Genomic DNA, 22,724 nt, shown 5'->3' with positions numbered 1-22,724 from the left:
TGGGCTTAGCGGATCAGCTCGCCGAGCTTGCCTGTGCGGTCTTTCCACTCGTCGGCGTCGGGCTGCGGGGCCTTGCGCTTGGTGATGCTGGGCCAGTTCTTCGCCAGGTCGGCGTTCAGCTGGATCATGTGCTGCTGGTCGCCGGGGACGTCCTCTTCCGGCACGATCGCGTTGACGGGGCACTCGGGAATGCAGACCGCGCAGTCGATGCACTCGTCCGGGTCGATCGTCAGGAAGTTCGGGCCTTCGCGGAAGCAGTCGACCGGGCACACGTCCACGCAATCGGTGTACTTGCAGCGGATGCAGGATTCGAGAACGACGTGGGTCATGGTGGTGGAACTCTTCTGTTGGAGGTGGCCGGCGAGCGCTGGCTCAACGGGGATTTTAGGGCTTGGCGCGCGCGCCACGCTTCGAGCGGACGATGCCCGCGTTGGCGGTGCCGGCAGCAGCAGCGGGCGCCGCCGCGAGCGGCGCGGCCCCGGCGCCGATCGTCACGACGCTGGGCCGGCCCGCATGCAGCATCGCGGCGCCCCCCAGGCTCGCGACGGTGTGGTCGCTGCGCAGCTGGTCCGGCCAGCCGGCGCGCGAGACGACTTGGGCCGGCGTGTCGTCCGGCCAGCCCGCCGCGCGCAAGCGGCGCGACAACGCGGCGAGCTGCTTGCCGGCCATGTAGAACACCTCGGTGTCGGCGCTGCGCGTGACCTGAAGCTGGCCTTCGCGCGTCATCGCGGTCGACAGGCTGACGCTGCGGCCGGTGCCGCGGCGCGTCAACGGGCGCTGCGTGGTGGCGGCCGCCGCGAGCGCGGCGGTGACGCCCGGCACGACCTCGCAGGCGATGCCGGCCGCGGCGAGTGCCTCCAGCTCCTCCTCGAGCCGGCCGAACACGCTCGGATCGCCGCCCTTCAGGCGGACCACGGTGGTCGCTTCAGCGGCATAGCGGACCAGCAGCGCGTTGATCGTCGCCTGGCCGGTGCTGTCGGCGAAGCCGCGCTTGCCGACGTCGATCCACTTGGCGTTCGGTGCGAGCGCGCGCAGCGCCGGGTCGGTGAGCGCATCGAACAGCACGACATCGGCCTGACCAAGCCGCGCGGCGCCGCGCATGGTGATCAGGTCGGCCGCGCCGGGGCCGGCGCCGATGAAGATCACCGTGCCCATGGTCAGGCTGCCTCTTTGACCAGCAGCGCGCCGCTGGTGCGGTTGCTCGCCGGGTCGACGATGATCAACGAGCCGCCGACCCGGTTCGACGCGTACGCCTCGACCGGCAGCGGCTGCTGGGTCTCGATCACGACGTGGCCGATCTCGTTGACCGCCAGCTCGTGGGCGTCGGTGGCCTGCAGCGAGTGGATGTCGAGGCGGCTCTCGATCGCGGTGATGCGCGCCGGCACCCAGCGGTTGCCGTGGCGGACCGAGTACCTGCGGCCGATCACCGCGGGCTCGGTGTCGAGCCAGGCGAGGGTGGCGGAGAAGCGGTTCGTCTCGTGGACGGTGTCGGGCGTCGCGATCCAGTCGCCACGCGAGACGTCCAGCTGGCGGTCCAGGCTCAGGCCGGCGGACTGGCCGGCCACGGCCGCATCGACCAGGTCACCGGCGACGCGCACCTCGGCGACGATCGCCTTCTGGCGGCTCGGGAACAGCTGCACCTCGTCGCCGACGCGCACGCTGCCGTGGGCGATGCGGCCCCATAGAGTGCGCGGCTGGTCGCCTCGACCGTCGCCGTCACGCGCCACGTACTGCACCGGGATCAGCAGGTCGCCGATGGTGCGCTCCTGCGCGGTCGGCAGGCTTTCCAGCAGCTGCAGCAGCGACGGGCCGCTGTACCACGGAGCGTTCAACGGCTGCGTCACGTTGTCGCCGCGCAGGGCCGAGACCGGGACGATGCCGGCGATGTCCATCTTCGCCTCCTCGGCGAAGTCGAGCAGCGCGGCGCGCACCGCTTCATAGGCCTGCGCCGGATCGTCGACCGCGTCGAGCTTGTTGATCGCGAACACGATGCTCGGCACGCGCAGCAATTGCGCGAGCAGCGAGTGGCGGCGTGTCTGCGCGAGCAGCTGGACGGGCACCGCATGCGTGTCCAGCTTCGTGATGTCGACCAGCACCACCGCGGCGTCGCTCCCGGCCGCAGCCGTCACCATGTTGCGGGTGTACTGCTCGTGCCCGGGCGCGTCGGCGATGATGAACTTGCGCTGCCTGGTCGCGAAATAGCGGTAGGCCACGTCGATCGTGATGCCCTGTTCGCGCTCGGCCTCGAGGCCGTCGGTCAGCAGCGACAGGTCGAAGCTTGGCCCGCCTGCGGCTTGGGGCGCACCCGCGGCGCGCTTCTCCAGCGTGTCGAGCTGGTCGGCGAGGATCGCGCGCGAGTCGTACAGCAGGCGGCCGATCAGCGTGCTCTTGCCGTCGTCGACGGAGCCGGCGGTGAGAAAGCGCAGGGCGCGGTGGTCGCTCATCAGAAATACCCTTCCTTCTTGCGCCGCTCCATCGAGGCCTCGGAGGTGCGGTCGTCCATGCGGGTCGCGCCGCGTTCGCTGACGGTCACCTGCAGCGTCTCGGCGACGATCTCGGCCGCGCTCGCGGCGGGGCTCTCGACCGGGCAGGTGCAGGTCATGTCGCCGACGGTGCGAAAGCGCACCTCGACCGTCTCGACCGTCTCGCCGGGCAGGGCCGGTGTCACCTCGGTCAGCGGCACCAGCAGCCCCTTGCGGCGGATCACTTCGCGGTCATGTGCGAAGTAGAGATCGGGCAGCGGGATGTTCTCGCGGGCGATGTAGAGCCACACGTCGAGCTCGGTCCAGTTGCTGATCGGGAACGCGCGCATGTGCTCGCCGGGCTTGATGCGGGTGTTGAACAGCGTCCAGAGTTCGGGGCGCTGCTCCTTCGGCTGCCACTGGCCGAAGCTGTCGCGGTGGCTGAAGATGCGCTCCTTGGCGCGCGCCTTCTCCTCGTCGCGTCGCGCGCCGCCCATCAGCACGTCGAAGCGGTGTTCCTCGATCGCCTCGAGCAGCGCGACGGTCTGGTGGCCGTTGCGCGATTCGAGCGGGTGGCTCAGCCGCACGGTGCCGCGCCGGATCGAATCCTCCAGGTCGCCCACGATCAGGCGCTCGCCCATCTCGGCAACGCGGCGGTCGCGGAACTCGATCACCTCGGGGAAGTTGTGACCGGTGTCCACGTGCAGCAGCGGAAACGGCAGCCGGCCTTCGTACTGGCCTTGGGCGTTCTTCTTCTTGAACGCCTTTTCCGCCAGCCGCAGCACCACGCAAGAGTCCTTGCCGCCGGAGAACAGCAGCGCCGGCCGCTCGAACGCAGCGACGGTCTCGCGCAGGATGAAGATGGCTTCTTCCTCGAGCCAGTCGAGGTGGGTGTGGTCGAGCTCGGGTAGCAACTGCTCGACCTTCAACGGGGCATTCATGCGTGAACTCCGATCGGGGAAATGGGTGACTGTTCGGCGGGAAGCTCGTCGTGGACGTGGAGTCCGCATTCCTTCGCGCCTTCGGCCTCCCACCACCAGCGGCCGGCGCGGAAGTCCTCGCCGACGGCGATCGCGCGGGTGCAGGGCGCGCAGCCGATGCTCGGGAAGAACTGGTCGTGCAGCGGGTTGTACGGCACGTCGTTCAGCGCGATGTACTGCCAGACGTCGGCCCAGCTCCAGTCGGCGAGCGGGTTGAACTTGGTGCGGCCCTTGTCGTCCTGCTCGGTGAACTCGACGGTGCCGCGGTTCGCCGACTGTTCGCGCCGCATGCCGGTGACCCACGCACCGCGGTCGGCGAGCATGCGTGCCAGGGGTTCGAGCTTGCGGATCGCGCAGCAGCCCTTGCGCCGGTCGATGCTCTCGTACATCGCGCGCTCGCCGTGGCGGGCGACGAAATGCACCACCGACTCCTGCACCGGCTCGTAGACCTCCACGTCGAGCGCATAGCGCGCCTCGATCGTGCCGATCAGTCCGACGGTCTCGGCATGCAGCATGCCGGTCTGCAGCGTGCCCACCGCGATCGGGAGGTCGTACCGGGCGATCAGGTCGGTGATCACCATGTCTTCGGCGCCGAGGCTGGTCGCCTGGACGATCCGGCCCGGGTGGTCGACCGCGGCGCGGCGCAGCAGCGCCAGCGCCTGCGCGATGCGGGTCTCGAAACCGGCCGACTGGCGGGCATAGAGCTGGATCGCGTTGCCGCCGCTCATATCGACGCTCCGGCATTGAGGAATTCTTCCTGTGCCCGCACCAGCGCGTCGGCGGTGCCGGGCGGCTTGGCGAACAGCGGCGTCGGATCGTCGACGCCGCCCTGGTAGAAGCCGGGGAAGAAGGTCAGCGCGCGGTGCGCCGCCTCGAGCGACTGATCGGCGCGCAGCACCACCGAGGTGAAGCCGCTGCGCGCCATCAGCAGCACCATGTCGACGAGCGCCTCGCCGGTCGCGCGCACCTCGCCGGTGAAGCGGTAGCGCATGCGCAGCGTGTGCGCCTGGCTGTAGGCGCGGCCGTCCACCCACTTCGGGAAATGCAGCTGCACCAGCGTCAGGCGCGGCAGGTCGTCCGCGATGTCCTTGACCTCGACGTCGTTGGCCAGCATCACGCCGACCGGCATGTCCTGCGGCCATTGCGCGCGGAACGCGTGCCACTGCTCGACGGTCAGCAGCAGGTGCGGGCGCGGGTCGATGTAGGCGGCGGGGCCGTCCTCGCCGCCGAGAGTGCGCCAGGGGTCTTTCTGCAGGTTGATGAATTTCATGGGCGGGCTCCTCAGACGGCGGGCACGGTCGCGGTGCTGCGGCGCACGGCGTTGGCCGAGGCCTTGAACGGCTCGAGGCCGACGCGCTTGACGGTGTCGATGAACAGTTCGTTCGGGCTGCGCTTCTCGCGGTAGGTCTCGATCACGGACTCGATCACGTCGGCCACCTCGTCGGCCGCGAACGACGGGCCGATCACCTTGCCCGGCACCGAGGCGCCGCTGATCGTCGAGCCGTCGGAGCCGCCGAGCGAGATCTGGTACCACTCCTTGCCGTCCTTGTCGACGCCCAGGATGCCAATGTGGCCGCTGTGGTGGTGGCCGCACGAGTTGATGCAGCCGCTGATGTGGAGGTCGATGTTGCCGATGTCGTAGAGCTCGTCGATCTCGTCGAAGCGCTGGGTCAGCTCCTCGGCGATCGGGATCGAGCGCGCGTTCGCGAGCGCGCAGAAGTCGCCGCCGGGGCAGGCGATCATGTCGGTCAGCAGGCCGATGTTCGGCGTCGCGAAGCTGGCGTCGCGCGCGGCCTGCCAGAGCGCGTGCAGCTCGGTCTCGCGCACCCACGGCAGCAGCAGGTTCTGGTCGTGCGTGACGCGCAGTTCGCCGTGGCTGAAGCGGTCGGCGATCGCGGCGGCGGCGTCCATCTGGTCGGCGGTCGCGTCGCCGGGCGCCTGGCCGGCGCGCTTCAGCGACAGCGTCACGGCGCGGTAGCCGCTCAGCTTGTGGGCGTGCACGTTGCGCTCGAGCCAGCGGCCGTAGGCCTGCGGCGCGTCGAAGGCAGCGAGCGGCGTTTCCGGCACGGCGGCGACGCCGGCGGGCAGCACGAAGCTCCTCGCGACACGCTCGAACTCGGCCTGTGGCAGCAGGTGCGCGGTGCCGGCAACGTCGTTCTCGAGGATGTCGGTGAACTCGGCGTTGACCGCGTCGATGAACTTCTGGCCCTCCGCCTTGACGAGGATCTTGATGCGCGCCTTGTACGCGTTGTCGCGCCGGCCGTAGCGGTTGTAGACGCGCACGATCGCCTCGATGAACACGAGGATCTGCTGCCACGGCAGGAACGCGCGGATCTCGGTGCCGATGACCGGCGTGCGGCCCATGCCGCCGCCGACCAGCACGCGGAAGCCGATCTCGCCGGCCGCGTTCTTCTTCAGTTGCAGGCCGATGTCGTGCCAGGCGATCGCGGCGCGGTCTTCCGTGGCGCCGGTGATCGCGATCTTGAACTTGCGCGGCAGGAACGCGAACTCGGGATGCAGCGTGCTCCACTGGCGCAGCAGCTCGGCGTAGGGGCGCGGGTCGACGACCTCGTCGGGCGCGATGCCGGCCAACGCGTCGCTGGTGATGTTGCGGATGCAGTTGCCGCTGGTCTGGATGCCGTGCATGTTCACGGCCGCCAGCGCGTCCATCACGTCGGCGGCCTGAACGAGCGGGATCCAGTTGTATTGCAGGTTCTGGCGCGTCGTGAAGTGGCCGTAGCCGCGGTCGTACTGGCGGGCGATGGTGCCGAGCGTGCGCAGTTGCGCGGCGCTCAGTTCGCCGTACGGCACCGCGACGCGCAGCATCGGCGCGTGACGCTGCACATACCAGCCGTTCTGAAGGCGCAGGGCCTTGAAGTCGTCTTCGGGGAGTTTGCCCGCGAGATGGCGCTCCAACTGGTCGCGGAACTGCGCGGCGCGCTGGTGGACGAATTGCTTGTCGAAGTCGGTGTATTGATACATCAGGTGATCACTTTCAATCCGGCGCTCACGAGGGCGACGCACAAGAGCGTTCGCACGAGCTTTTCGGGCAATTTGCGGGTCAGCTGCGCGCCGATCCAGATGCCGGGGATGGAGCCGATCAGCAAGGCGCCGAGCAGGTTCCAGTCGATGTGGCCGAGGGTCGCGTGGCCGATGCCGGCCACGAGGGTGAGCGGCACCGCGTGGGCGATGTCGGTGCCGACGATCTCGTGCGACTTCAGTCGCGGGTACAGCAGCAGGATCAGCGTCGCGCCGATCGCGCCGGCGCCGATCGAGCTCAGCGACACCAGCACGCCCAGCAGCACGCCGCACAGCACCGTCAACAAGGGCTTGCGATGCTCGGGAATCCAGCGCTCCAGCCGCAGGCCGACGCTCTGCCAGACGCGCTTGTAGGCGACAGTGACGGCGGTCAGCAGCAGCGCGACGCCGAGCGTCAGTGTCAGCGCGGCGGCCCAGCCCTTGGTCACGCCGGTGAAGTGCATCAGCGCCACGGTCCCGATCGACGCCGGGATGCTCCCGGCCAGCAGCAGCGCCGTGATGTGCCACCGCACGTGGCCGGCCTGGTGGTGCGAGAGCGAACCGGCCGTCTTGGTGACCGCGGCGAACCACAGGTCGGTGCCGATCGCCACGGCCGGGTTCAACTTGAACACCGACAGCAGCAGCGGCGTCATCAGCGAGCCGCCGCCCACGCCGGTCAACCCGACAATGGCGCCGACGCCGAAGCCGCTGACAATCGCGATCCAATCCATGCCGAACGCACACCCGAAGCAGCGCCTCGATGGCGCAGAAGTACGGGAATGTACGGAGCAGCCATATATTACGGAAGAACATTATCAAACTTTGCTTATGTCCTGAAGGCATATCGCGAGGCGAACCGAGCCGACGGCGCCTGCTGATCGCCGGCGGCGCTCTGGCGCTGGCCCTCGCCGGGTGCCAGACCGCCCCGCCGCCCGTTCCGATCGTCGTCGCGCCGCCGCCGTCACCGCCTGTCGATCCGGTGCCGCGCCCACCGCCGAAGCCGCCGCGGATCGGGCTCGCGCTGGGCGGCGGCGCGGCGCGCGGCTTCGCGCACATCGGCGTCATCCAGGTGCTGGAGGAAAACGGCATCAAGCCCGACCTGGTCGCCGGCACCTCGGCGGGCAGTCTGGTGGCAGCGCTCTACGCGTCCGGGCAGAGCGGCGCGCAACTCGCGGCACTGGCCGATTCGATGGACGAGACCGCGTTCACCGACTGGTCGTTTCCGGGCCGCGGTCTGATCCGCGGCGAGGGCCTGGCGAAGTACGTGCGTGACCACACGGGCGGGCTGCGGATCGAGCAGATGAAGGTGCCGCTCGGGATCGTCGCGACCGACCTGGACAGCGGCGACGCCGTGCTGTTCCAGCGCGGCGATCCGGGGGTGGCGGTGCGCGCCTCGAGCGCGGTGCCGGCGGTGTTCCAGCCGGTACGGATCGGCACGCGCGAGTACGTGGACGGCGGCCTGGTCGCGCCGGTCCCGGCGCGCTTCGCCCGCCAGATGGGCGCGGAGCTCGTGATCGCGGTCGACATTTCCGCGGCGCCGGACGGCAACCCGACCGGCGACGCGATGCGCATGCTGGTGCAGACCTTCGCGATCATGGGTCGCAGCATCAACACGCTCGAGCTGCGCGATGTGGACGTCCTGCTGCGGCCCAAGCTCGCGCAGGTCTCGGGTGCCGACTTCTCGGCCCGAAAGCGGGCGATCCAAGCCGGGCGCGAGGCCATGCTGGCCCAGCTCGGGCCGCTGCGCGAGCGCATCGCCGCCAAGACGCACTGAGAGGCCGCGCGCCAAAAACAAACGGCCCGACGCATTGCTGCATCGGGCCGAAAGGTAGCCGAGAGGAGGAAGAGGCTACCGAGGAGACAACCTTCAGGAGAGCCGCCAACCCGAAGGCTGGCGGTCATTCTCAGATGGGCGACTCCTCGACAAGTTCAAGCCGTCTACAAATGTTTACGGCAGGCTCCTCGTCGAGCTGAAGCCGAGATCAGGCGGCGCGCTTGGCCTTGGTGGCCTTGGTCGCGGTGGCGCTGATGGCCTGGAAGTTGGCTTCGGCGGTCTCGGTGGCTTGCTTGACAGCCTTCTGCACTCCTTCGAACGCGTTGTTCGCAGCGGCGACGGCCGACTTGACCAGCGCGACGGCGTTTTCGCTGCCAGCCGGGGCGTTCTTGACGGCGGTATCGACCACCGACATGAACTTCGTCTGCGCGTCGGCGGCGGTGGCTTCGGCGACCTTGGTCACTTCGGCGCCGGTGGCGGCAGCGATGTCGTACAGGTGGCGGCTGTAGGCAGCGGCCTTCTCGGCGGCCGGCTGCAGCAGGCTGGCTTGCAGGGCCATGAACTCTTGCGCGTCCTTGGCCGACAGCACGGCCTTGGTGTTCTCGGCGGCTTCGCCGATCGCGGCGCGGGCCACTTGCAGGTTCAGCTCGACGAGCTTCTCGACGCCTTCGAACGCCTTGTTGGTCAGGCCGAAGAGGACTTCGACGTTGGACTTGTGGGCGGCCATCAGTTGTTCAGCGGTCATCATGGTGAGAGTCTCCAGACAGGGTAGGTAGAGGGACAAGGAACGAATCGGAATCTGTTCTGCGTGCATTTGCTGCACTGCAACATGAACCGAAGTATAGCGACGCTGCCCCAGGGCGCAAGTGTTTTTTGCTGCATTGCAGCAGAAACGTCGGGTTTTGGTGTATCGGGGCGTTTCGGCAGGGTTTCCATCGCGTCGTCACAATCGCGCCCCATGCCGATGCAAGCCTTCTACGCCGACCAGTTCGTGCTGCCGCTGCCGGCGGGTCACACCTTCCCGATGTCCAAGTACCGGTTGCTGCGCGAGCAGCTGGACGGTCTGCCGGGCCTGGAGATGTGCCAGGCCTTGCCGGCCAGCGACGGCGAGCTGGCGCTGGCGCACACGCCGGCGTATCTCTCGGCCGTGGTCGAGGGCACGCTGAGCCCGGCATTGCAGCGCGAGATCGGTTTTCCGTGGAGCGAGGCGATGGTCGAACGCGCGCGCCGCTCGGTCGGCGCCACGATCGCCGCCGCGCGGGCCGCGCTGGCGACGGGTGTCGCCGCCAACCTGGCCGGCGGCACCCACCATGCCACGGCGGAGAAGGGCGGCGGCTACTGTGTCTTCAACGACGCTGCGGTCGCGGCGCGGCTGATGCAGGCCGAGTGGCACCGCACGCGGCGCCAGTTGCTGCGCGTCGCGATCGTCGATCTGGACGTCCACCAGGGCAACGGCAGCGCTTCAATCTTCGCCGACGACCCGACCGTGTTCACGCTGTCGATGCACGGCGCGAAGAACTTCCCGTTTCGCAAGGAACGCAGCGATCTGGACGTTGACCTGCCGGACGGCTGCGGCGACGCCGCCTATCTGGAGGCGCTCGACCATGCGCTGGCCGAACTGTGGCGCCGGCATGACGCCGCGCCGCCCGGGCTGATCTTCTACCTGGCCGGCGCCGATCCGCACGAGGGCGATCGCCTCGGCCGCCTCAAGCTCACGACCGCGGGCCTGGCCGAACGCGACCGGCGCGTGCTGGCCGCGGCCCGCGAGCGCCGCATCCCGGTCGCGCTGTCGATGGCCGGCGGCTACGGCCGGGTCGTCGACGACACGGTCCAGGTGCACCTCGGCACGATCCGCGCGGCGATCGACAGCTGGCGGCAATGGAACAATGCGCCCCCATGAGCGCTTCACCCCCCGCCACCACGCGCCCGGCGCCGCAGCCGCGCGACGCCTACCGCCATTTCAGCAGCATCTCGACCCGCTGGATGGACAACGACGCCTACGGCCACATCAACAATGTCGTCTACTACAGCTACTTCGACACGGTGGTGAACCGCTACCTGATCGAGGCCGGCGTGCTCGATGTCGAGCGCGGCGCGGTGATCGGCCTGGTCGTCGAGACGCACTGCAACTACTTCGCGCCGCTGTCGTTCCCGCAGGTCGTCGACGCCGGCCTGCGCGTCGCGCAGATCGGCAGCTCGAGCGTGCGCTACGAGATCGGGCTGTTCGGTGGCGGCGCGGCGCTGAGCGCGGCCTGCGGCCACTTCGTCCATGTCTACGTCGACCGCGCCACACGCCGGCCGGCGCCGCTGCCCACCCCGCTGATCCACACCTTGCAAGGACTGCTGTGACCGCCACGCCCGTGCCCACGCCCGAACAGACCGCCGCGGTCGACACCGCAATCATCACGCGCCGCTCGCTGCGTGCCTTCCTGCCCACGCCGGTGCCGCGCGAGACGATCGAGGCGATCCTGCAGGTCGCCGCACGCTCGCCGTCGGGCACCAACACCCAGCCGTGGAAGGTCTACGTGCTGACCGGCCACGCCAAGGAAGAACTCTCGCGCAAGGTCGCTGCGGCCTACGACGATCCCGAGCAGCGCGCGCAGCACAGCGAGGAGTACGCGTATTACCCGACCGAGTGGAAGTCGCCGTTCATCGACCGCCGCCGCAAGGTCGGCTGGGACCTGTACGGCCTGCTCGACATCGCCAAGACCGACAAGGCGCGCATGCACGCCCAGCACCGGCGCAACTACGAGTTCTTCGACGCGCCGGTCGGCCTGATCTTCACGATCGACCGGGTGATGCGCCAGGGCAGCTGGCTCGACTACGGCATGTTCCTGCAGAGCGTGATGGTCGCGGCGCGCGGCCGCGGGGTGGACACCTGTCCGCAGGCGGCGTTCACGCAGTTCCACCGGATCATCACCGCGCACGTCGGCGCGCCGGACGACGAACAGGTCGTGTGCGGCATGTCGCTCGGCTGGGCCGATCCGGACGCGATCGAGAACACGCTGGTGACCGAGCGCGAGCCGGTCAGCGGCTTTGCCCGCTTCCTGGAATGAGTGTTTCCGGCGCCGAGCTGGCGGCGTTCTGGGGCCTTCCGTTCGCGGGCATGCTGCTGTCGATCGCGCTGCTTCCGCTGCTCGCGCCGTCGTTCTGGCACCACCATGCCGGCAAGGTGGCGCTCGGTTGGTCGCTCGCGTTCCTGGGGCCGTTCGCGGCGCGCTTCGGCGTCGCCGAGGCCGGCCACGGCCTGGCGCACACGCTGCTGGCCGAGTACCTGCCGTTCATCATCCTGCTGACTGCGCTGTTCACCGCGGCCGGCGGCATCCACCTGCGTGGCAACCTGCGCGGCGGCCCCGGGCTCAACACCGGGCTGATGGCGATCGGCGCCGTGCTGGCGAGCGTGATGGGCACGACCGGCGCGGCGATGCTGATGATCCGCCCGTTGATTCGCGCCAACGACAACCGCCGGCACGCGGCTCACGTGATCGTGTTCTTCATCTTCATCGTCGCCAACGCGGCCGGCTCGCTGACGCCGCTCGGCGACCCGCCGCTGTTCCTCGGCTTCCTGCAGGGCGTGTCGTTCTTCTGGACCGTTTCGCACCTGCTGCCCGAGACGCTGTTCCTGGTCGGCGCGTTGCTGGCGATCTTCTACGCCATCGATGCGTGGCACTTCCGGCACGAGGGCGTGCTGCCGGCCGATCCGACGCCGTGCGACGCGCCGCCGCTGGGCATCGTCGGCGCGATCAACCTGCTGCCGCTGCTGCTGATCGTCGCGCTGGTGCTGTTGAGCGGCACCTGGAAGCCAGGGGCCGCGTTCGATGTCTTCGGCGTCGAGCTGGGCCTGCAGTCCCTGGTGCGGGACGCCGGCCTGATCGCGGTGACGCTGCTGTCGCTCGCGATCACGCCGCGCGGCGTGCGCGCCGCCAACGAGTTCTCGTGGGCGCCGATGAAGGAGGTGGCCGAGCTGTTCGTCGGCATCTTCGTCACGATGATGCCCGTGCTCGCGATGCTGAAGGCCGGCGAGGCCGGTGCCTTCGCCGGCGTGGCCCGGGCCGTGACCGGCACCGACGGCGCGCCGCTGCCCTGGGCCTACTTCTGGTTCAGCGGCGTGCTGAGCTCGTTCCTGGACAACGCGCCGACCTATCTGGTGTTCTTCAACCTCGCCGGCGGTGACGCGCAGGTGCTGATGACGAAGCTCGCGACCACGCTCGCGGCGATCTCGGCCGGCTCGGTCTTCATGGGCGCGAACACCTACATCGGCAACGCGCCGAACTTCATGGTCAAGGCCATCGCCGAGAGCCGCGGCATCCGCATGCCGAGCTTCTTCGGCTACATGGCCTGGTCGGGCGCGGTGCTGCTGCCGCTGTTCGTCCTGATCACCTTCATCTGGATGCGTTGAAAGGATTCATCGTGAGCAAACCCGCCGTACTCGTCTGCCGTGCCGTGTTCCCCGACATCGTCGATCGGCTGCGCGAGCACTTCGACGTGGAAGACAACCCGAGCGACGTGGTCTGGACGCCGGCCGAACTGATCCAGCGCCTGCAGGGCAAGGCCGGCGTGTTCATCACCGGCACGCAGCCGATCGACACCGCGCTGCTCGACGCCTGCCCGCAGCTCAAGGCCGTGTGCAGCATGGCGGTCGGCTACAACAACGTGGACGTGCCGGCCTGCACCGCACACGGCGTCGTCGTGAGCAACGCACCCGACGTGTTGACCGAGACCACCGCCGACTTCGGCTTCGCGCTGATGATGGCGGCCGCCCGCCGCATCGCCGAGAGCGAACATTTCCTGCGCAGCGGTGCGTGGAGCAAGTGGAGCGTCGATGCCTTCGCCGGCACCGACGTGCACGGCGCGACGCTCGGCGTGCTCGGCATGGGGCGGATCGGCCAGGCCGTCGCGCGGCGCGGCGCGCTCGGCTTCGGCATGAAGGTGATCTACCACAACCGCTCGCGGCTCGACGCCGCGATCGAGGCCGAGCTCGGTGCGCGCTGGGTCGACAAGGAAGCACTGCTGCGAGAAAGCGACCACCTCGTGATCGTGGTGCCGTACAGCGCCGCGTCGCACCACCTGGTCGGCGCCGCCGAGCTGGCGCTGATGAAGCCGACCGCCACGCTGACCAACATCGCGCGCGGCGGCATCGTCGACGACGCGGCGTTGGCGCAGGCGCTGCGCGACAAGCGGATCGCCGCTGCCGGGCTCGACGTGTTCGAAGGCGAGCCGAGCGTGCATCCCGATCTGCTGACCGTGCCGAACGTGGTGCTGACCCCGCACATCGCCAGCGCCAGCCTGCCGACGCGCCGTGCGATGGCCCACCTCGCGGTCGACAACCTGATCGCCGCGCTCGGCTTCGGCCCGCACGCCGGTCACCCGCCGACCGCGCTGAATCCCGAAGCGCTGTAGGAGCATCCCCACAGCCGGAGGCGCGCCTTCCCGATGAGCGCGCCGGCGCCCTCATGCGAGCATGGGACATGAATGAAGCGACCGTCAGGCCTGCACGCTGGGGCCGCATCGCGGGTGCCGCGGTGCTGGTGCTGGTCGTGGCCATCGGCGTCTGTGAAGCACTCGGCTGGCCCTTCCTGGCGGGGCCGATGCAGCAATGGCTGGGCAGCGCGCTGCAACGCCGGGTGAGCCTGAGCGCCGATCCGGCCACCGCACCGCGCGTCAAGATCCACCTGCTCGGCAGCGTCGACCTGAACGCGGCGTTCATCGAGATCGGCGCGCCGGCCTGGAGTGCCGAACCTTACATGCTGCGGGCCCGCGACGCGCGCATGAAGCTCGGGTACGGCGACTTGTGGCGGGCGCGTGGCGGCGAGCCGCTGCGCATCCGCGAATTGCGCGCGGCCGAACTGGACAGCCACATCGAGCGTCGGGCCGACGGCCGGGCCTCGTGGCAGTTCGGCAATCAGACCGACACGCCCGACACCGCCGACACACCGCAGCGCCTGCCGGTGTTCGGCCGGTTGCAGGTCGACGCAGGCCGCCTGAGCTACCGCGACGCGCTGATCGTCGCGGACCTCGATGCGAACTATTCGCTGGTCGAAGGCGAGAGGGTCTCGGCCGCCGGCGTGCAAGGCAGGGCGACCGGGCTGCAGTTCGTCGGCAAGGGCTCGTACCAGAAGCAACCGGTCCGCATCGAGCTCAAGACCAACGGCGTGCTGCCGGTGATCGCCGAGGACGCCGCCCAGATCGCGCTGCCGGTCATGCTGGACGCGCGCATCGGCGGCGCGGCGCTGAGCTTCAACGGCACCGCAACCGATGCCTTGCACCTGACCGCGCTGAAAGGGCGCTTCAGCGTCCGCGGTCCGTCGCTGGCCTCGCTCGGCGATCCCCTGAACGTGACGCTGCCGACGACGCCGCCGTTCCGCGCCCAGGGCCTGGTCGCGAAGGAGGGCGTGGTGTGGAACGCGGTGTTCGAGCAGGCGACGATCGGATCCAGCCGTCTCGCCGGTGCCTTCACCTACGACCCGCGTCCTGCGCGCCCGGTGCTGGCAGGTCGGCTCAGCGGCACCAAGCTGCTGCTGGCCGACCTCGGGCCGAGCGTGGGCGCGCCCGCGAAGAAGTCGCCTGCGGTGCCGGAGGTGACGCCGACCGCCGCGGCGCAGCGCGACACCGCCGCACCCGGCCACGTGCTGCCGAACCGCGAGTTCGACCTGCCGTCGCTGCGCGCGATGGATGCCAACGTGCTGGTCGACATCGACAACCTGGACCTGGGCAGCACTTTCCTCGAGCCGCTGAAGCCCTTGCGCACCCACCTCGTGCTGATCGACGGTGTGCTGACGTTGCGCGAGCTCGAAGCGCGCACCGGGCAGGGGCGCCTGTTCGGCAGCGTCGGGCTGGACGGGCGCGCTGCCGTCGCCAAGTGGACCGCCGATCTGCGCTGGAGCGGCGTCCGGCTGGAGAGCTGGATCCGCCAGGCAAGAGCCGACAACGGCCCGCCGTGGGCCACGGGCCGACTCGAAGGCCAGGCGCGCGTCGCCGGGGAGGGCAAGTCGACTGCCGCGATCCTCGGCAGTCTGCGCGGTGGTGTGCGGATGCAGGTGAAGGACGGCACCGTCTCGCACCTGGCGGTCGAGGCGGTCGGCCTGGACATCGCGCAGGGCCTGGGCATGCTGATCAAGGGCGACGACGCCTTGCCCGTGCAGTGCTCGGTCGTCGACCTGGTGGCCGATCGGGGCCTGCTGAAGCCGCGCGCGCTGGTGGTCGACACGCGCGATTCGACGCTCTGGGCCGACGGCTCGCTGTCGCTCGCGAACGAGTCGATGGACCTGCGTGTCGTGGCCAGCCCGAAGGACTTCAGCCCGCTCGCCCTGCGCACGCCGGTGCACATCCAGGGCACATTCGCCAAGCCGTCGTTCTCGCTCGAGAAAGGCCCGCTGGCCAAGCGGGTGGGCGCGGCGGCGCTGCTGGCACTGCTGAGTCCGATGGCGGCGATCCTGCCGCTGATCGACACCGGCAGCAGCGACGACGCGAAGCAGGGCGCCGACACCTGTCGCGCGCTGTCCCAGCGCATCGCCGCACGCCCCGCGCTGGGTGCGCCGCCGCCGCCGAAGGCCCCGGCGAGGGCCGCGCCCAAACCCGCGGCGCCGTTGCGGTAGGACAAGAACTACGGGGGCCTGCGGCAGCGTCCGCTGGCTCGTGACGGGGGCTGTTTCGATACTTCGTTCACCGCGGGAACACGCCGCAAAAACGAAAGGGACAACTCCATGATCACGCTCCAGCACTGCAAGACCGGCCTGGCCATTGCCGCCATGCTCGCCGCCGGCGGCTCGTTCGCCGCCACCGGCAACCGCGCCGACTACACGGCGGCGAAGGACCGCATCGGCGCCGAGTACAAGGCCGACAAGGCGGCGTGCGACTCGCGCTCGGGCAACCAGAAGGACATCTGCATGGAGCAGGCCAAAGGCAAGGAAAAGGTGGCCCTGGCCGAAGCCGAGTACAACTACACCGGCAAGCCGGCCGATGCCAACAAGATCGCGGTCGAGAAGGCCGACGCCGGCTATGCCGTCGCGAAGGAAATGTGCGACGAGAAGGGCGGCAACGCGAAGGATGTCTGCGTGGCCGAGGCCAAGGCCGAGCACAAGAAGGCGCTCGCCGATGCCAAGATGAGCAAGAAGGTCGGCGAGGCGCGCAACGACGCGATCGAAGACAAGCGCGAGGCCGACTACAAGGTCGCGACCGAGAAATGTGACAGCCTGGCCGGCGACGCGAAATCGGCGTGCATCAGCGCTGCCAAGTCGAAGTACGGCAAGACTTGAGCCGCTTCGGCGTCCGCATGAACAAAAGCCGGCAGATGCCGGCTTTTGTCGCTGAGGGCGGGCCCGACGGGCTCGACCTATGGCTTGCGGGCGTCCGGCGGCGCAGCCCGGTCCTCGCCCTTCGAGTGCGATTTGCCGATCTCTTCGGCGCGCTTCATCTCCTCGGCTTCGGCCGCATTCTCGGGCGCGGCTGCCGCGGCGGCGTCGTCGACGCTGCCCGATTCGACGAACTCGCGTACCGACTTGTCGTAGCGCCGGGTCGCGTCGTAGTTGCCCTCGCCTTGGAGGTCCTTGTCGCGGGGTGGGTGGGCCATCGTCGTCTCCTGGGATTGCGGTGGTCCGACAATAGAAACTCCGCCGCCGTCCCGCGAGCGGGCGACACCGCTCGCCGCGGTAGGTCGAGTCCGACAGCCGCGCTCGCGCGCCGAGTCCTGGAGGAGCCATGAAAGTCGTGCCCTGCGCCACCTGCCCGCTGCGGCCGATGCCGTTGTTCATCGCGCAGACGGATGCCGAGAACGCGCTGATCGAGACCCTGAAGCGCGACCAGGTCGTGGTGCTCGCCGACCGCACGCTGATCCACGAAGGGCAGGCCGATGCGCCGCTCTACACCGTGCTGAGCGGCTGGGCGTTCCGCTTCAAGACCTTGAGCGACGGGCGCCGCCAGATCCTGAATTTCCTGCTGCCCGGCGACTTCATCGGCGTGCAGCAGAAGATGGGCGATGCCGCGGCACACGGCGTGCACACGTTGACCGACACCGTGCTGTGCGTGTTCCAGCGCGACGCGCTGTGGGAACTGCACCGCTCGGCCCCATCGCTCGGCTTCGCCGTGACGTGGCTGACGGCGCACGAGGAATCGGTGGTCGACGACACGCTGCTGTCGGTCGGCCGACGCAATGCCGAGGAACGCATCGCGACGCTGCTGATCCTGCTGTACAAGCGCGCCGCCGCGCTGCTGCCGGATGCGGACATCAACGGCGTGCCGTTCCCGCTGACGCAGCAGCACATTGCCGACGGGCTCGGGCTCTCGCTGGTGCACACCAACAAGACCCTGCGCAAGCTCGAGCGCCGCGGGCTGCACCGCATCGAGGACGGCCGGCTGCACCTGCTGGACGTGAACGCGCTGGCACGCATCGCGGACCTGTACGGCGACGGCAAGCCCGCGCCGCGTCCGCTCATCTGACGCGCTCGGCGCACGCGCGACGCGTTCCCGTCCTACGCGGCTTTCGGTGCGCTCCGACCGAACGCTCACGCGCGCCTGGATACGCTTGCAGCATGGTCAGGCGCACGGAGGGGCCGCAGCGCCGCCAGATCCCTCGTAGGAGTGCCACATGCACCGCGATCGCCAGCACCAGGCCGGGTTCAAGTCGGAACGTCATCCGGGCCGCCGCGAATGGGAACCCGCCGAGCAGGACGTCCACCAGCTCGAGGCGCGCGAGCATGCCCGCCAGCACGACAAGGGCCACAAGACCCACGCGCTGCGCTCGGCCGAAGCGGAGCGCCAGATCCGCGAACTGCGCAGCCGTTACTGAACCGGATCGCCGGCCGGAGACAGGCACCATGCAGCGCACCGCTCCCCTGATCGCCCTCGTCGCGGCGCTGGCGCTGGCGGGCGGGGCGCGGGCCGACGACGATGTCGAGGGCAGCGCCGCGTCCCTGCGCAGCGTGGCCGCGCTCACCGGTGCGGCCGGTGCGGGGCAGAACGACTCGCCTCGCTTCGTTCGGGACGACGCGGTGCCCGAGCCGTTGCGGACCGCACCGAACTTCCGTGGCGAGGCGACCGAAGTCGGCTACCGCTTGTGGATCTCTCGCGGCCGCGCGGACCTGGGGCTGGGGCTCGGCACGCTGGCGTATTCCGTGCGGCCGATCACCGGCGCCGCCGGGCTGCTGCCGGAGGCGCCGGCCAATGTCGTGGGCTCCGGCACCGTGCTGACGCTGGGCATGCGCTACCGGACCTCGGACCGTTCGTCGCTGTTCGCCGACGCAGCGAGCTGGCGCGGTGCCGGCATCGGCGGCGGCGACGCCGTCGCCGGCAAGGTCGGCATCGAATTCAAATCGGCGCAATCGCGCTTCAACATCGCGTACGGCGGCCTCGGCCTGAAGCTGGCCGGCGATGCCCGCATGACGCTGCGGATGCGCCGCGGCGGCCTCGCGCTGTTCATGCGCAGCACGTTCTGATCCCCATCACTCCGAAAGCCCCGATGAACCTGCCCGCACAGCGCAAGCCGCGCCGTTCGCCACCGAGCGTCGACCTCGTCGATCCCGGCGATTCGACCAACCCGCACATGCCGCACGACCGCGACGAGCGCGTCGGCATGACCGACGGGAAGCCCAGCGAGGCGATCAAGAAGGCGCACGACGACGTGGAGCGCGGCGTGAAGGACACCACCCGCGCCCCCGAGGCGGACGCCGCCTACAAGAAGCTCAAGACCGGTCGCTGAGCGACCACGCCAGCGGCGCGTCACCCTTGCGCGCCAGCGGCGCGTCACCCCTGCATCAGGTGCGCGAGCCGCTGTCCCGGTCGGGTGTGTTCGGCCACGACCTTCAGCAGCACGACCAGCGCCGGGCCGAGCAACAGGCCCCAGATGCCCCAGATCGCGCCCCAGAAGACCACGCCGATGAAGACCGCGGCCGGGTTCATCTTGGCGGCCCGGCCCTGCAGCCAGGCCGTCACGACGGTGCCGATCAGCGTCGAGAGCACCACCACGAAGCCGGCCATGCCGAGCGCCGCGCTCAGCGTGCCGTGGGCCAGAAACGCCTCGGCGGCACCGAGGCCCGTCAGCAGCGCCATGCCGAGATAGGGCACCACGTGCAGGATCGCCGCGGTGAGCCCCCAGCCGCCGGCATCGGGGAGCCCGGCGAGCATGAACGCGGCCCAGACGGCCAGGCCGACGACCGTGTTCGTCACCAGCAGCACGCCGCCGTAGATGTGGATCTGGCGCACGCACTCGCCGGCCGCATGCTCGGCGCGCAGGCGCAGGCCCGGCCGCTCATCCCACAGGTCGAGCACGCGCGTGGCCAGCGGCTCGCCGCCCACCAGCACGAAGAACGCGATGAAGAAGATGATGGTCAGGTCGGCCGCCAGCTTGAACAGCACGCCGGAGCCGCTGACGGCACTGTCGCGCAACGCCACCGTCGCGGTCTGGGAGATGGACACCGCGGGCTCCGAGGCCGCCGATGCCGTCGCAGCGGCGCTCGCAGCGGCTGCCGCGGCGGCACTCGCAGCGGCCGCCTGGCGTGAAATGGCGGCCTTGCTGCGCACTGGCGATGTCGTGATCGGCCTCGGCCGCGCGCCCGCCAGGCGATCGGCTGCGCGGTCCAGATCGCGGAATGCTTCGCGGGCGCGCTTGAGCACCGACTCGGCGCCCGGCTCCGTCTCGGCCACCTGCTGGGCCACGAGCGTGATCATGTCCGGCACGCGGCCGGCAACGCGGGCCAGCTGTTCGCCGAAGGCCGCGCCTGCCATGCCGATGGCGCCCATCACGATCGCCAGCGTGACCGTCACCGCGATGATGCGCAGCCGCACGATGCGCGTCAGCAGCGCGGTCAGCGGCATCACCAGCAGCGCCAGCATCAGACCGGCGGTCAGCGGGATCAGGAACGACCGTCCGAACCACAGCGTCGCGACGATCGCCAGTGTCGCGATGACGGTCGCGGCGACGCTGGAGTTCGGTCTGGTGGTCTCGGCGGGCACAGCGCTCATGGCGGTCCTGGTGGGGGTCGGTCGGGCAAATGAAAGCCCCGCGATTCGCGCTGAATCCGGGGCTCGTTGTCGGGCCGACTTGCTGCCGGCCCCTGGATCGCTGCGCGCGAATTATGGGCGCACGGCAACCGAGTTCTTGACGCTCTTGACGCCCTTGACCTTCATCGCGATGTCTTCGGCCATGTTGCGCTCGGCCGAGTTCTTCGCGAAGCCGGACAGCATCACGGTCCCGTTCAGCGTCTCGACCTTGATCGACGCCGCGTCGACCGTCTTGTCCTCGACGAACTTGGCCTTGACCGCGGTCGTGATCGCCGCGTCGTCGACATAGGCGCCGACGGTTTCCTGGCCGCGCGTGACGGCGCAGCCCGAGGCCGTGATCAGCGCGAAGACGCAAAGGGCCGAAGCGAGGGTGGTGCGTGCTTGCATGGTGTGTTCTCCTGATTGTTGAGCAGAGTTATGACGTGTGAGGTGGCTGGGGCCCGCCACCGTGGGCGAACGCTAGTTGTCGGTCATCCAGTCGCTGAGTTCGTCGGCGTGTTCCTGCTCCTGACTCAGGATCCCTTCGAGCATGCGGCGCGTCGTCGAGTCCTTGTCGCCGATCAGGTGGATCATCTGGGTGTACGCCTCGATCGCCACGCGCTCGGCGATCAGGTTGGCCTTGATCATGGCCTTGAGGTCGGTCGAATCGTCGTAGTCCGCGTGGCTGCGCGAGAGCAGGGTGGCCGGCGAGAAATCGGGCTCGCCGCCGAGCTGCACGATGCGCTCGGCGATCTGGTCGCCGTGCGCCGTTTCCTCTTGCGCGTGGACCAGGAACTCCTCGGCGATCTTGGGCGACGACAGCCCCTTGGCCGTGAAGTGGTGGCGCTTGTACCGCATGATGCAGACGATCTCGGTGGCGAGTGCGTCGTTCAGCAGCTTGATGATGTCCTCGCGCCAGGGCCCGTAGCTCGGCACCACCGCGCCTTGATCCAGCGAGCGCTTGGCAGCGTCGAGGCCGGCTTCGTCGAGCGCCAGGCGCTCGACGCTGGTGGGCAGTGTGGTGACGTTGCCGGTTTCGGTGTTCGCACTCATGAAGACTCCTGGAGAAATGTGAGGTGGCTCAGCTGACGGCGCCGATGCCGAGCAGCGCCAGCAGCACCACGACGACAAACAGCACCAGGAACACGACGAACAGGATCTTCGCGATGCCGGCCGCACCGGCCGCAATGCCGGTGAATCCGAACAGGCCCGCCACGATCGCGATCACCGCGAAGATCAGCGCCCACTTCAGCATCACATCCTCCTGCGCACGAACCCTGGCAATACGCCCGAGCTCGCCTTGTTATCGATGCTGAACTGTAAGAAGGCGTGGCGCTGCAGCCCATCGGAGCGCCACGCGGGGCGCTGTAGGACGGAACCGCGGAACGCGGCGGCCGTGCCGCGAGGCCCTCAGCCCTCGGGCGTGTGGCAGACCGCCTCGAGGTTGTGACCGTCGGGACCGATCACGAAGGCCGCGTAGTAGTGCGCGTGATAGTGAGGCCGCAGTCCGGGCGCACCGTTGTCCCGGCCGCCGGCCGCGAGCGCCGCGCGGTGGAACGCATCGACCTGCTGTCGCGTGGCGGCGCTGAAGGCCAGATGCAGATGCGCGGGCTTCTCGTCGGTCTGGAACAGGCACAGCGAGGTCGGGCCTGCCGCGCAGAGTTCGACACCATAGGCCGGCTCGCCCTCGGCAACGATTGCCACGCCCAGCGGTTCGAGCGCGCGCGCGTAGAACGCCTTGCTCGCCGCGAAGTCGCTGACGCCGAACTTGACGTGGTCAAACATTCGTCACACCCGCAGCAGACCGCGGAAGCCGCGCGCGGCGTAATAGGACTGCACGCCGTTGTGATAGACGAACACCCTGCCGTAGCGCCGATCGCAGAACAGCGCACCGCCCAGCTCGCGCACCTCGGCGGGCGTGGCGATCCAGCTCGACGCCTTCAAGTCGAACTCGCCCAAGGTTTGCAATGCACGGTACTGCGCCTCGTCGAGCAGCTCGATGCCCATCGCCGCCGCCGCATCGACCGCATTGCCTGCCGGCTTGTTCTCCTTGCGCGCGTCCAGCGCCTCGCGGTCGAAGCACAGGCTGCGGCGGCCGGGCGGGCTCTCGGCGGCGCAATCGTAGAAGAGGAATTGGCCGGTGGCCTCGTCGCAGCCGATCACGTCGGGCTCGCCGCCCGACGCTTCCATCGCCTGCAGCGTCGCCAACGCTGCTGCACTCTTCGCGAGCCGGGCTTGCACCTTCGCCCAGTCGAGACCCCGATGCCGGTGCATGTGCTTCTCGAACCGGTTCTGAAGCAGGCGCAGGAACGTATCTTTCTCGGTGGAATTCATCAGCGGACCAACCCAGTCGAAGTGGCGCAGCGGGTGCAACTGTAGCGCGGGGACTGGCGTGCAACGGGCGTGCAACCTGCGTCGAAGGCTTTCGACCACAGCGCGGCGCCGCGTGGCAGGCCACACGGAGCTTGTTTCCATCGGGGTCTCTGAAGTAGGCGCCCTGGTAGTGCGACCACGGTT

General features: G+C 69.4%; 28 protein-coding genes. 12 read left to right on the top strand and 16 right to left on the bottom strand.

The annotated features are described in order from the left end of the window. Positions 1-5 precede the first annotated feature (5 nt). The 8 genes from fdxA to ASC76_RS04825 are packed head-to-tail and all read right to left on the bottom strand — an operon-like array spanning position 6 to position 7,191. The gene (gene fdxA, locus ASC76_RS04860) at positions 6-329 is read right to left on the bottom strand and encodes a ferredoxin FdxA (RefSeq protein ID WP_056463388.1); all 324 of its coding nucleotides are present in this window, start codon (positions 327-329) and stop codon (positions 6-8) included. A gap of 55 nt (positions 330-384) precedes the next feature. Beyond that, on the bottom strand, positions 385-1,155 hold the full coding sequence (gene cobA, locus ASC76_RS04855) for a uroporphyrinogen-III C-methyltransferase (protein ID WP_056463385.1): 771 nt from the start codon (positions 1,153-1,155) through the stop codon (positions 385-387). A gap of 2 nt (positions 1,156-1,157) precedes the next feature. Continuing rightward, entirely contained in the window at positions 1,158-2,444 is a 1,287-nt protein-coding gene (locus tag ASC76_RS04850) for a sulfate adenylyltransferase subunit 1 (RefSeq protein ID WP_056463382.1), read from the bottom strand. Beyond that, positions 2,444-3,403 carry a sulfate adenylyltransferase subunit CysD gene (cysD, locus tag ASC76_RS04845; RefSeq protein WP_056463379.1) on the bottom strand — a complete coding sequence of 320 codons (960 nt, stop codon included), beginning with the start codon at positions 3,401-3,403 and terminating at the stop codon, positions 2,444-2,446. Before cysD ends, ASC76_RS04850 begins: the two co-directional genes overlap by 1 nt. Continuing rightward, positions 3,400-4,170, bottom strand: coding sequence for a phosphoadenylyl-sulfate reductase (locus tag ASC76_RS04840; RefSeq protein ID WP_056463376.1), 771 nt, complete (start codon positions 4,168-4,170; stop codon positions 3,400-3,402). Before ASC76_RS04840 ends, cysD begins: the two co-directional genes overlap by 4 nt. Then, positions 4,167-4,712, bottom strand: coding sequence for a DUF934 domain-containing protein (locus tag ASC76_RS04835; protein ID WP_056463375.1), 546 nt, complete (start codon positions 4,710-4,712; stop codon positions 4,167-4,169). Before ASC76_RS04835 ends, ASC76_RS04840 begins: the two co-directional genes overlap by 4 nt. A gap of 11 nt (positions 4,713-4,723) precedes the next feature. Next, a complete protein-coding gene (locus ASC76_RS04830) occupies positions 4,724-6,424 on the bottom strand; it encodes a nitrite/sulfite reductase (RefSeq protein ID WP_056463372.1) in 1,701 nt (566 codons plus the stop codon). Next, positions 6,424-7,191: a sulfite exporter TauE/SafE family protein gene (locus tag ASC76_RS04825; RefSeq protein ID WP_056463367.1), complete on the bottom strand. Its 768-nt coding sequence runs from the start codon at positions 7,189-7,191 to the stop codon at positions 6,424-6,426. Before ASC76_RS04825 ends, ASC76_RS04830 begins: the two co-directional genes overlap by 1 nt. A 146-nt stretch (positions 7,192-7,337) precedes the next feature. On the opposite strand from ASC76_RS04825, the gene ASC76_RS04820 reads away from it, so the two are divergent. Then, the gene (locus tag ASC76_RS04820) at positions 7,338-8,234 is read left to right on the top strand and encodes a patatin-like phospholipase family protein (RefSeq protein WP_056466877.1); all 897 of its coding nucleotides are present in this window, start codon (positions 7,338-7,340) and stop codon (positions 8,232-8,234) included. 208 nt (positions 8,235-8,442) lie between these two features. Here the strand turns inward: ASC76_RS04820 and phaP are convergent, their stop codons facing one another. After that, positions 8,443-8,982 carry a TIGR01841 family phasin gene (gene phaP, locus ASC76_RS04815; RefSeq protein ID WP_056463364.1) on the bottom strand — a complete coding sequence of 180 codons (540 nt, stop codon included), beginning with the start codon at positions 8,980-8,982 and terminating at the stop codon, positions 8,443-8,445. Between the two features lie 216 nt (positions 8,983-9,198). Here phaP and ASC76_RS04810 point away from each other — a divergent pair, with 216 nt between their 5' ends. From ASC76_RS04810 to ASC76_RS04780, 7 genes are all read left to right on the top strand, one after another. Beyond that, a complete protein-coding gene (locus tag ASC76_RS04810; RefSeq protein WP_056466875.1) occupies positions 9,199-10,134 on the top strand; it encodes a histone deacetylase in 936 nt (311 codons plus the stop codon). Continuing rightward, positions 10,131-10,583: a thioesterase family protein gene (locus ASC76_RS04805; protein ID WP_157615314.1), complete on the top strand. Its 453-nt coding sequence runs from the start codon at positions 10,131-10,133 to the stop codon at positions 10,581-10,583. Before ASC76_RS04810 ends, ASC76_RS04805 begins: the two co-directional genes overlap by 4 nt. Positions 10,584-10,594: 11 nt before the next feature. After that, positions 10,595-11,290 (top strand): nitroreductase, encoded by a 696-nt coding sequence (locus ASC76_RS04800; protein WP_056466872.1) that lies wholly within the window; start codon positions 10,595-10,597, stop codon positions 11,288-11,290. After that, on the top strand, positions 11,287-12,633 hold the full coding sequence (locus ASC76_RS04795) for a sodium:proton antiporter (RefSeq protein ID WP_056463360.1): 1,347 nt from the start codon (positions 11,287-11,289) through the stop codon (positions 12,631-12,633). Before ASC76_RS04800 ends, ASC76_RS04795 begins: the two co-directional genes overlap by 4 nt. A gap of 11 nt (positions 12,634-12,644) precedes the next feature. Beyond that, positions 12,645-13,634, top strand: a complete 990-nt coding sequence (locus ASC76_RS04790) for a D-glycerate dehydrogenase (protein ID WP_056466868.1) — start codon at positions 12,645-12,647, stop codon at positions 13,632-13,634. Between the two features lie 68 nt (positions 13,635-13,702). After that, entirely contained in the window at positions 13,703-15,829 is a 2,127-nt protein-coding gene (locus tag ASC76_RS04785; RefSeq protein WP_056463357.1) for an AsmA family protein, read from the top strand. Between the two features lie 108 nt (positions 15,830-15,937). Further along, positions 15,938-16,489 (top strand): hypothetical protein, encoded by a 552-nt coding sequence (locus ASC76_RS04780; protein WP_056463354.1) that lies wholly within the window; start codon positions 15,938-15,940, stop codon positions 16,487-16,489. Positions 16,490-16,566: 77 nt separating this feature from the next. On the opposite strand, the gene ASC76_RS04775 is transcribed toward ASC76_RS04780, so the two are convergent. Continuing rightward, positions 16,567-16,803 (bottom strand): hypothetical protein, encoded by a 237-nt coding sequence (locus tag ASC76_RS04775; protein WP_056463351.1) that lies wholly within the window; start codon positions 16,801-16,803, stop codon positions 16,567-16,569. A 128-nt stretch (positions 16,804-16,931) separates the two neighbouring features. Here ASC76_RS04775 and ASC76_RS04770 point away from each other — a divergent pair, with 128 nt between their 5' ends. The 4 genes from ASC76_RS04770 to ASC76_RS04755 all read left to right on the top strand — a co-directional run bounded on the left by ASC76_RS04770 (position 16,932) and on the right by ASC76_RS04755 (position 18,927). Beyond that, on the top strand, positions 16,932-17,669 hold the full coding sequence (locus ASC76_RS04770) for a Crp/Fnr family transcriptional regulator (protein ID WP_157615312.1): 738 nt from the start codon (positions 16,932-16,934) through the stop codon (positions 17,667-17,669). A 148-nt stretch (positions 17,670-17,817) separates the two neighbouring features. Continuing rightward, positions 17,818-18,018, top strand: coding sequence for a hypothetical protein (locus ASC76_RS04765; RefSeq protein ID WP_056463348.1), 201 nt, complete (start codon positions 17,818-17,820; stop codon positions 18,016-18,018). 28 nt (positions 18,019-18,046) lie between these two features. Next, a complete protein-coding gene (locus ASC76_RS04760; protein WP_056463344.1) occupies positions 18,047-18,664 on the top strand; it encodes a hypothetical protein in 618 nt (205 codons plus the stop codon). 23 nt (positions 18,665-18,687) lie between these two features. Continuing rightward, complete coding sequence (locus ASC76_RS04755) at positions 18,688-18,927, top strand: hypothetical protein (RefSeq protein ID WP_056463341.1); 240 nt, start codon at positions 18,688-18,690, stop codon at positions 18,925-18,927. Between the two features lie 44 nt (positions 18,928-18,971). Here the strand turns inward: ASC76_RS04755 and ASC76_RS04750 are convergent, their stop codons facing one another. From ASC76_RS04750 to ASC76_RS04730, 6 genes are all read right to left on the bottom strand, one after another. Continuing rightward, complete coding sequence (locus tag ASC76_RS04750) at positions 18,972-20,189, bottom strand: AI-2E family transporter (protein WP_056463338.1); 1,218 nt, start codon at positions 20,187-20,189, stop codon at positions 18,972-18,974. A 111-nt stretch (positions 20,190-20,300) separates the two neighbouring features. After that, positions 20,301-20,615, bottom strand: a complete 315-nt coding sequence (locus ASC76_RS04745; RefSeq protein WP_056463335.1) for a BON domain-containing protein — start codon at positions 20,613-20,615, stop codon at positions 20,301-20,303. Positions 20,616-20,687: 72 nt separating this feature from the next. After that, positions 20,688-21,260 carry a bacterioferritin gene (locus ASC76_RS04740; RefSeq protein WP_056463333.1) on the bottom strand — a complete coding sequence of 191 codons (573 nt, stop codon included), beginning with the start codon at positions 21,258-21,260 and terminating at the stop codon, positions 20,688-20,690. 28 nt (positions 21,261-21,288) lie between these two features. After that, entirely contained in the window at positions 21,289-21,462 is a 174-nt protein-coding gene (locus tag ASC76_RS24300; RefSeq protein WP_082548777.1) for a DUF1328 family protein, read from the bottom strand. Positions 21,463-21,617: 155 nt separating this feature from the next. Continuing rightward, on the bottom strand, positions 21,618-21,992 hold the full coding sequence (locus ASC76_RS04735; RefSeq protein ID WP_056463330.1) for a VOC family protein: 375 nt from the start codon (positions 21,990-21,992) through the stop codon (positions 21,618-21,620). 3 nt (positions 21,993-21,995) lie between these two features. After that, positions 21,996-22,667 carry a DUF4256 domain-containing protein gene (locus ASC76_RS04730; RefSeq protein ID WP_235580357.1) on the bottom strand — a complete coding sequence of 224 codons (672 nt, stop codon included), beginning with the start codon at positions 22,665-22,667 and terminating at the stop codon, positions 21,996-21,998. Positions 22,668-22,724: the final 57 nt, after the last annotated feature.

Source organism: Rhizobacter sp. Root404, assembly GCF_001425865.1.
Lineage (GTDB): Bacteria > Pseudomonadota > Gammaproteobacteria > Burkholderiales > Burkholderiaceae_C > LMDS01.
This window is presented reverse-complemented; position numbering and strand designations above follow the sequence as displayed.

Bases quoted from the DNA above. Each gene is read 5' to 3' on its own strand.
- ASC76_RS04770 (WP_157615312.1), top strand. From the start codon at position 16,932: ATGAAAGTCGTGCCCTGCGCCACCTGCCCGCTGCGGCCGATGCCGTTG.
- ASC76_RS04840 (WP_056463376.1), bottom strand. From the start codon at position 4,170: ATGAGCGGCGGCAACGCGATCCAGCTCTATGCCCGCCAGTCGGCCGGT.
- ASC76_RS04740 (WP_056463333.1), bottom strand. From the start codon at position 21,260: ATGAGTGCGAACACCGAAACCGGCAACGTCACCACACTGCCCACCAGC.
- ASC76_RS04810 (WP_056466875.1), top strand. From the start codon at position 9,199: ATGCAAGCCTTCTACGCCGACCAGTTCGTGCTGCCGCTGCCGGCGGGT.
- ASC76_RS04745 (WP_056463335.1), bottom strand. From the start codon at position 20,615: ATGCAAGCACGCACCACCCTCGCTTCGGCCCTTTGCGTCTTCGCGCTG.
- ASC76_RS04825 (WP_056463367.1), bottom strand. From the start codon at position 7,191: ATGGATTGGATCGCGATTGTCAGCGGCTTCGGCGTCGGCGCCATTGTC.
- ASC76_RS04755 (WP_056463341.1), top strand. From the start codon at position 18,688: ATGAACCTGCCCGCACAGCGCAAGCCGCGCCGTTCGCCACCGAGCGTC.
- ASC76_RS04780 (WP_056463354.1), top strand. From the start codon at position 15,938: ATGATCACGCTCCAGCACTGCAAGACCGGCCTGGCCATTGCCGCCATG.
- ASC76_RS04735 (WP_056463330.1), bottom strand. From the start codon at position 21,992: ATGTTTGACCACGTCAAGTTCGGCGTCAGCGACTTCGCGGCGAGCAAG.
- ASC76_RS04760 (WP_056463344.1), top strand. From the start codon at position 18,047: ATGCAGCGCACCGCTCCCCTGATCGCCCTCGTCGCGGCGCTGGCGCTG.
- ASC76_RS04785 (WP_056463357.1), top strand. From the start codon at position 13,703: ATGAATGAAGCGACCGTCAGGCCTGCACGCTGGGGCCGCATCGCGGGT.
- cysD (WP_056463379.1), bottom strand. From the start codon at position 3,403: ATGAATGCCCCGTTGAAGGTCGAGCAGTTGCTACCCGAGCTCGACCAC.
- ASC76_RS04795 (WP_056463360.1), top strand. From the start codon at position 11,287: ATGAGTGTTTCCGGCGCCGAGCTGGCGGCGTTCTGGGGCCTTCCGTTC.
- ASC76_RS24300 (WP_082548777.1), bottom strand. From the start codon at position 21,462: ATGCTGAAGTGGGCGCTGATCTTCGCGGTGATCGCGATCGTGGCGGGC.
- ASC76_RS04750 (WP_056463338.1), bottom strand. From the start codon at position 20,189: ATGAGCGCTGTGCCCGCCGAGACCACCAGACCGAACTCCAGCGTCGCC.
- cobA (WP_056463385.1), bottom strand. From the start codon at position 1,155: ATGGGCACGGTGATCTTCATCGGCGCCGGCCCCGGCGCGGCCGACCTG.
- ASC76_RS04775 (WP_056463351.1), bottom strand. From the start codon at position 16,803: ATGGCCCACCCACCCCGCGACAAGGACCTCCAAGGCGAGGGCAACTAC.
- ASC76_RS04835 (WP_056463375.1), bottom strand. From the start codon at position 4,712: ATGAAATTCATCAACCTGCAGAAAGACCCCTGGCGCACTCTCGGCGGC.
- ASC76_RS04765 (WP_056463348.1), top strand. From the start codon at position 17,818: ATGCACCGCGATCGCCAGCACCAGGCCGGGTTCAAGTCGGAACGTCAT.
- phaP (WP_056463364.1), bottom strand. From the start codon at position 8,982: ATGATGACCGCTGAACAACTGATGGCCGCCCACAAGTCCAACGTCGAA.
- ASC76_RS04850 (WP_056463382.1), bottom strand. From the start codon at position 2,444: ATGAGCGACCACCGCGCCCTGCGCTTTCTCACCGCCGGCTCCGTCGAC.
- ASC76_RS04805 (WP_157615314.1), top strand. From the start codon at position 10,131: ATGAGCGCTTCACCCCCCGCCACCACGCGCCCGGCGCCGCAGCCGCGC.
- fdxA (WP_056463388.1), bottom strand. From the start codon at position 329: ATGACCCACGTCGTTCTCGAATCCTGCATCCGCTGCAAGTACACCGAT.
- ASC76_RS04830 (WP_056463372.1), bottom strand. From the start codon at position 6,424: ATGTATCAATACACCGACTTCGACAAGCAATTCGTCCACCAGCGCGCC.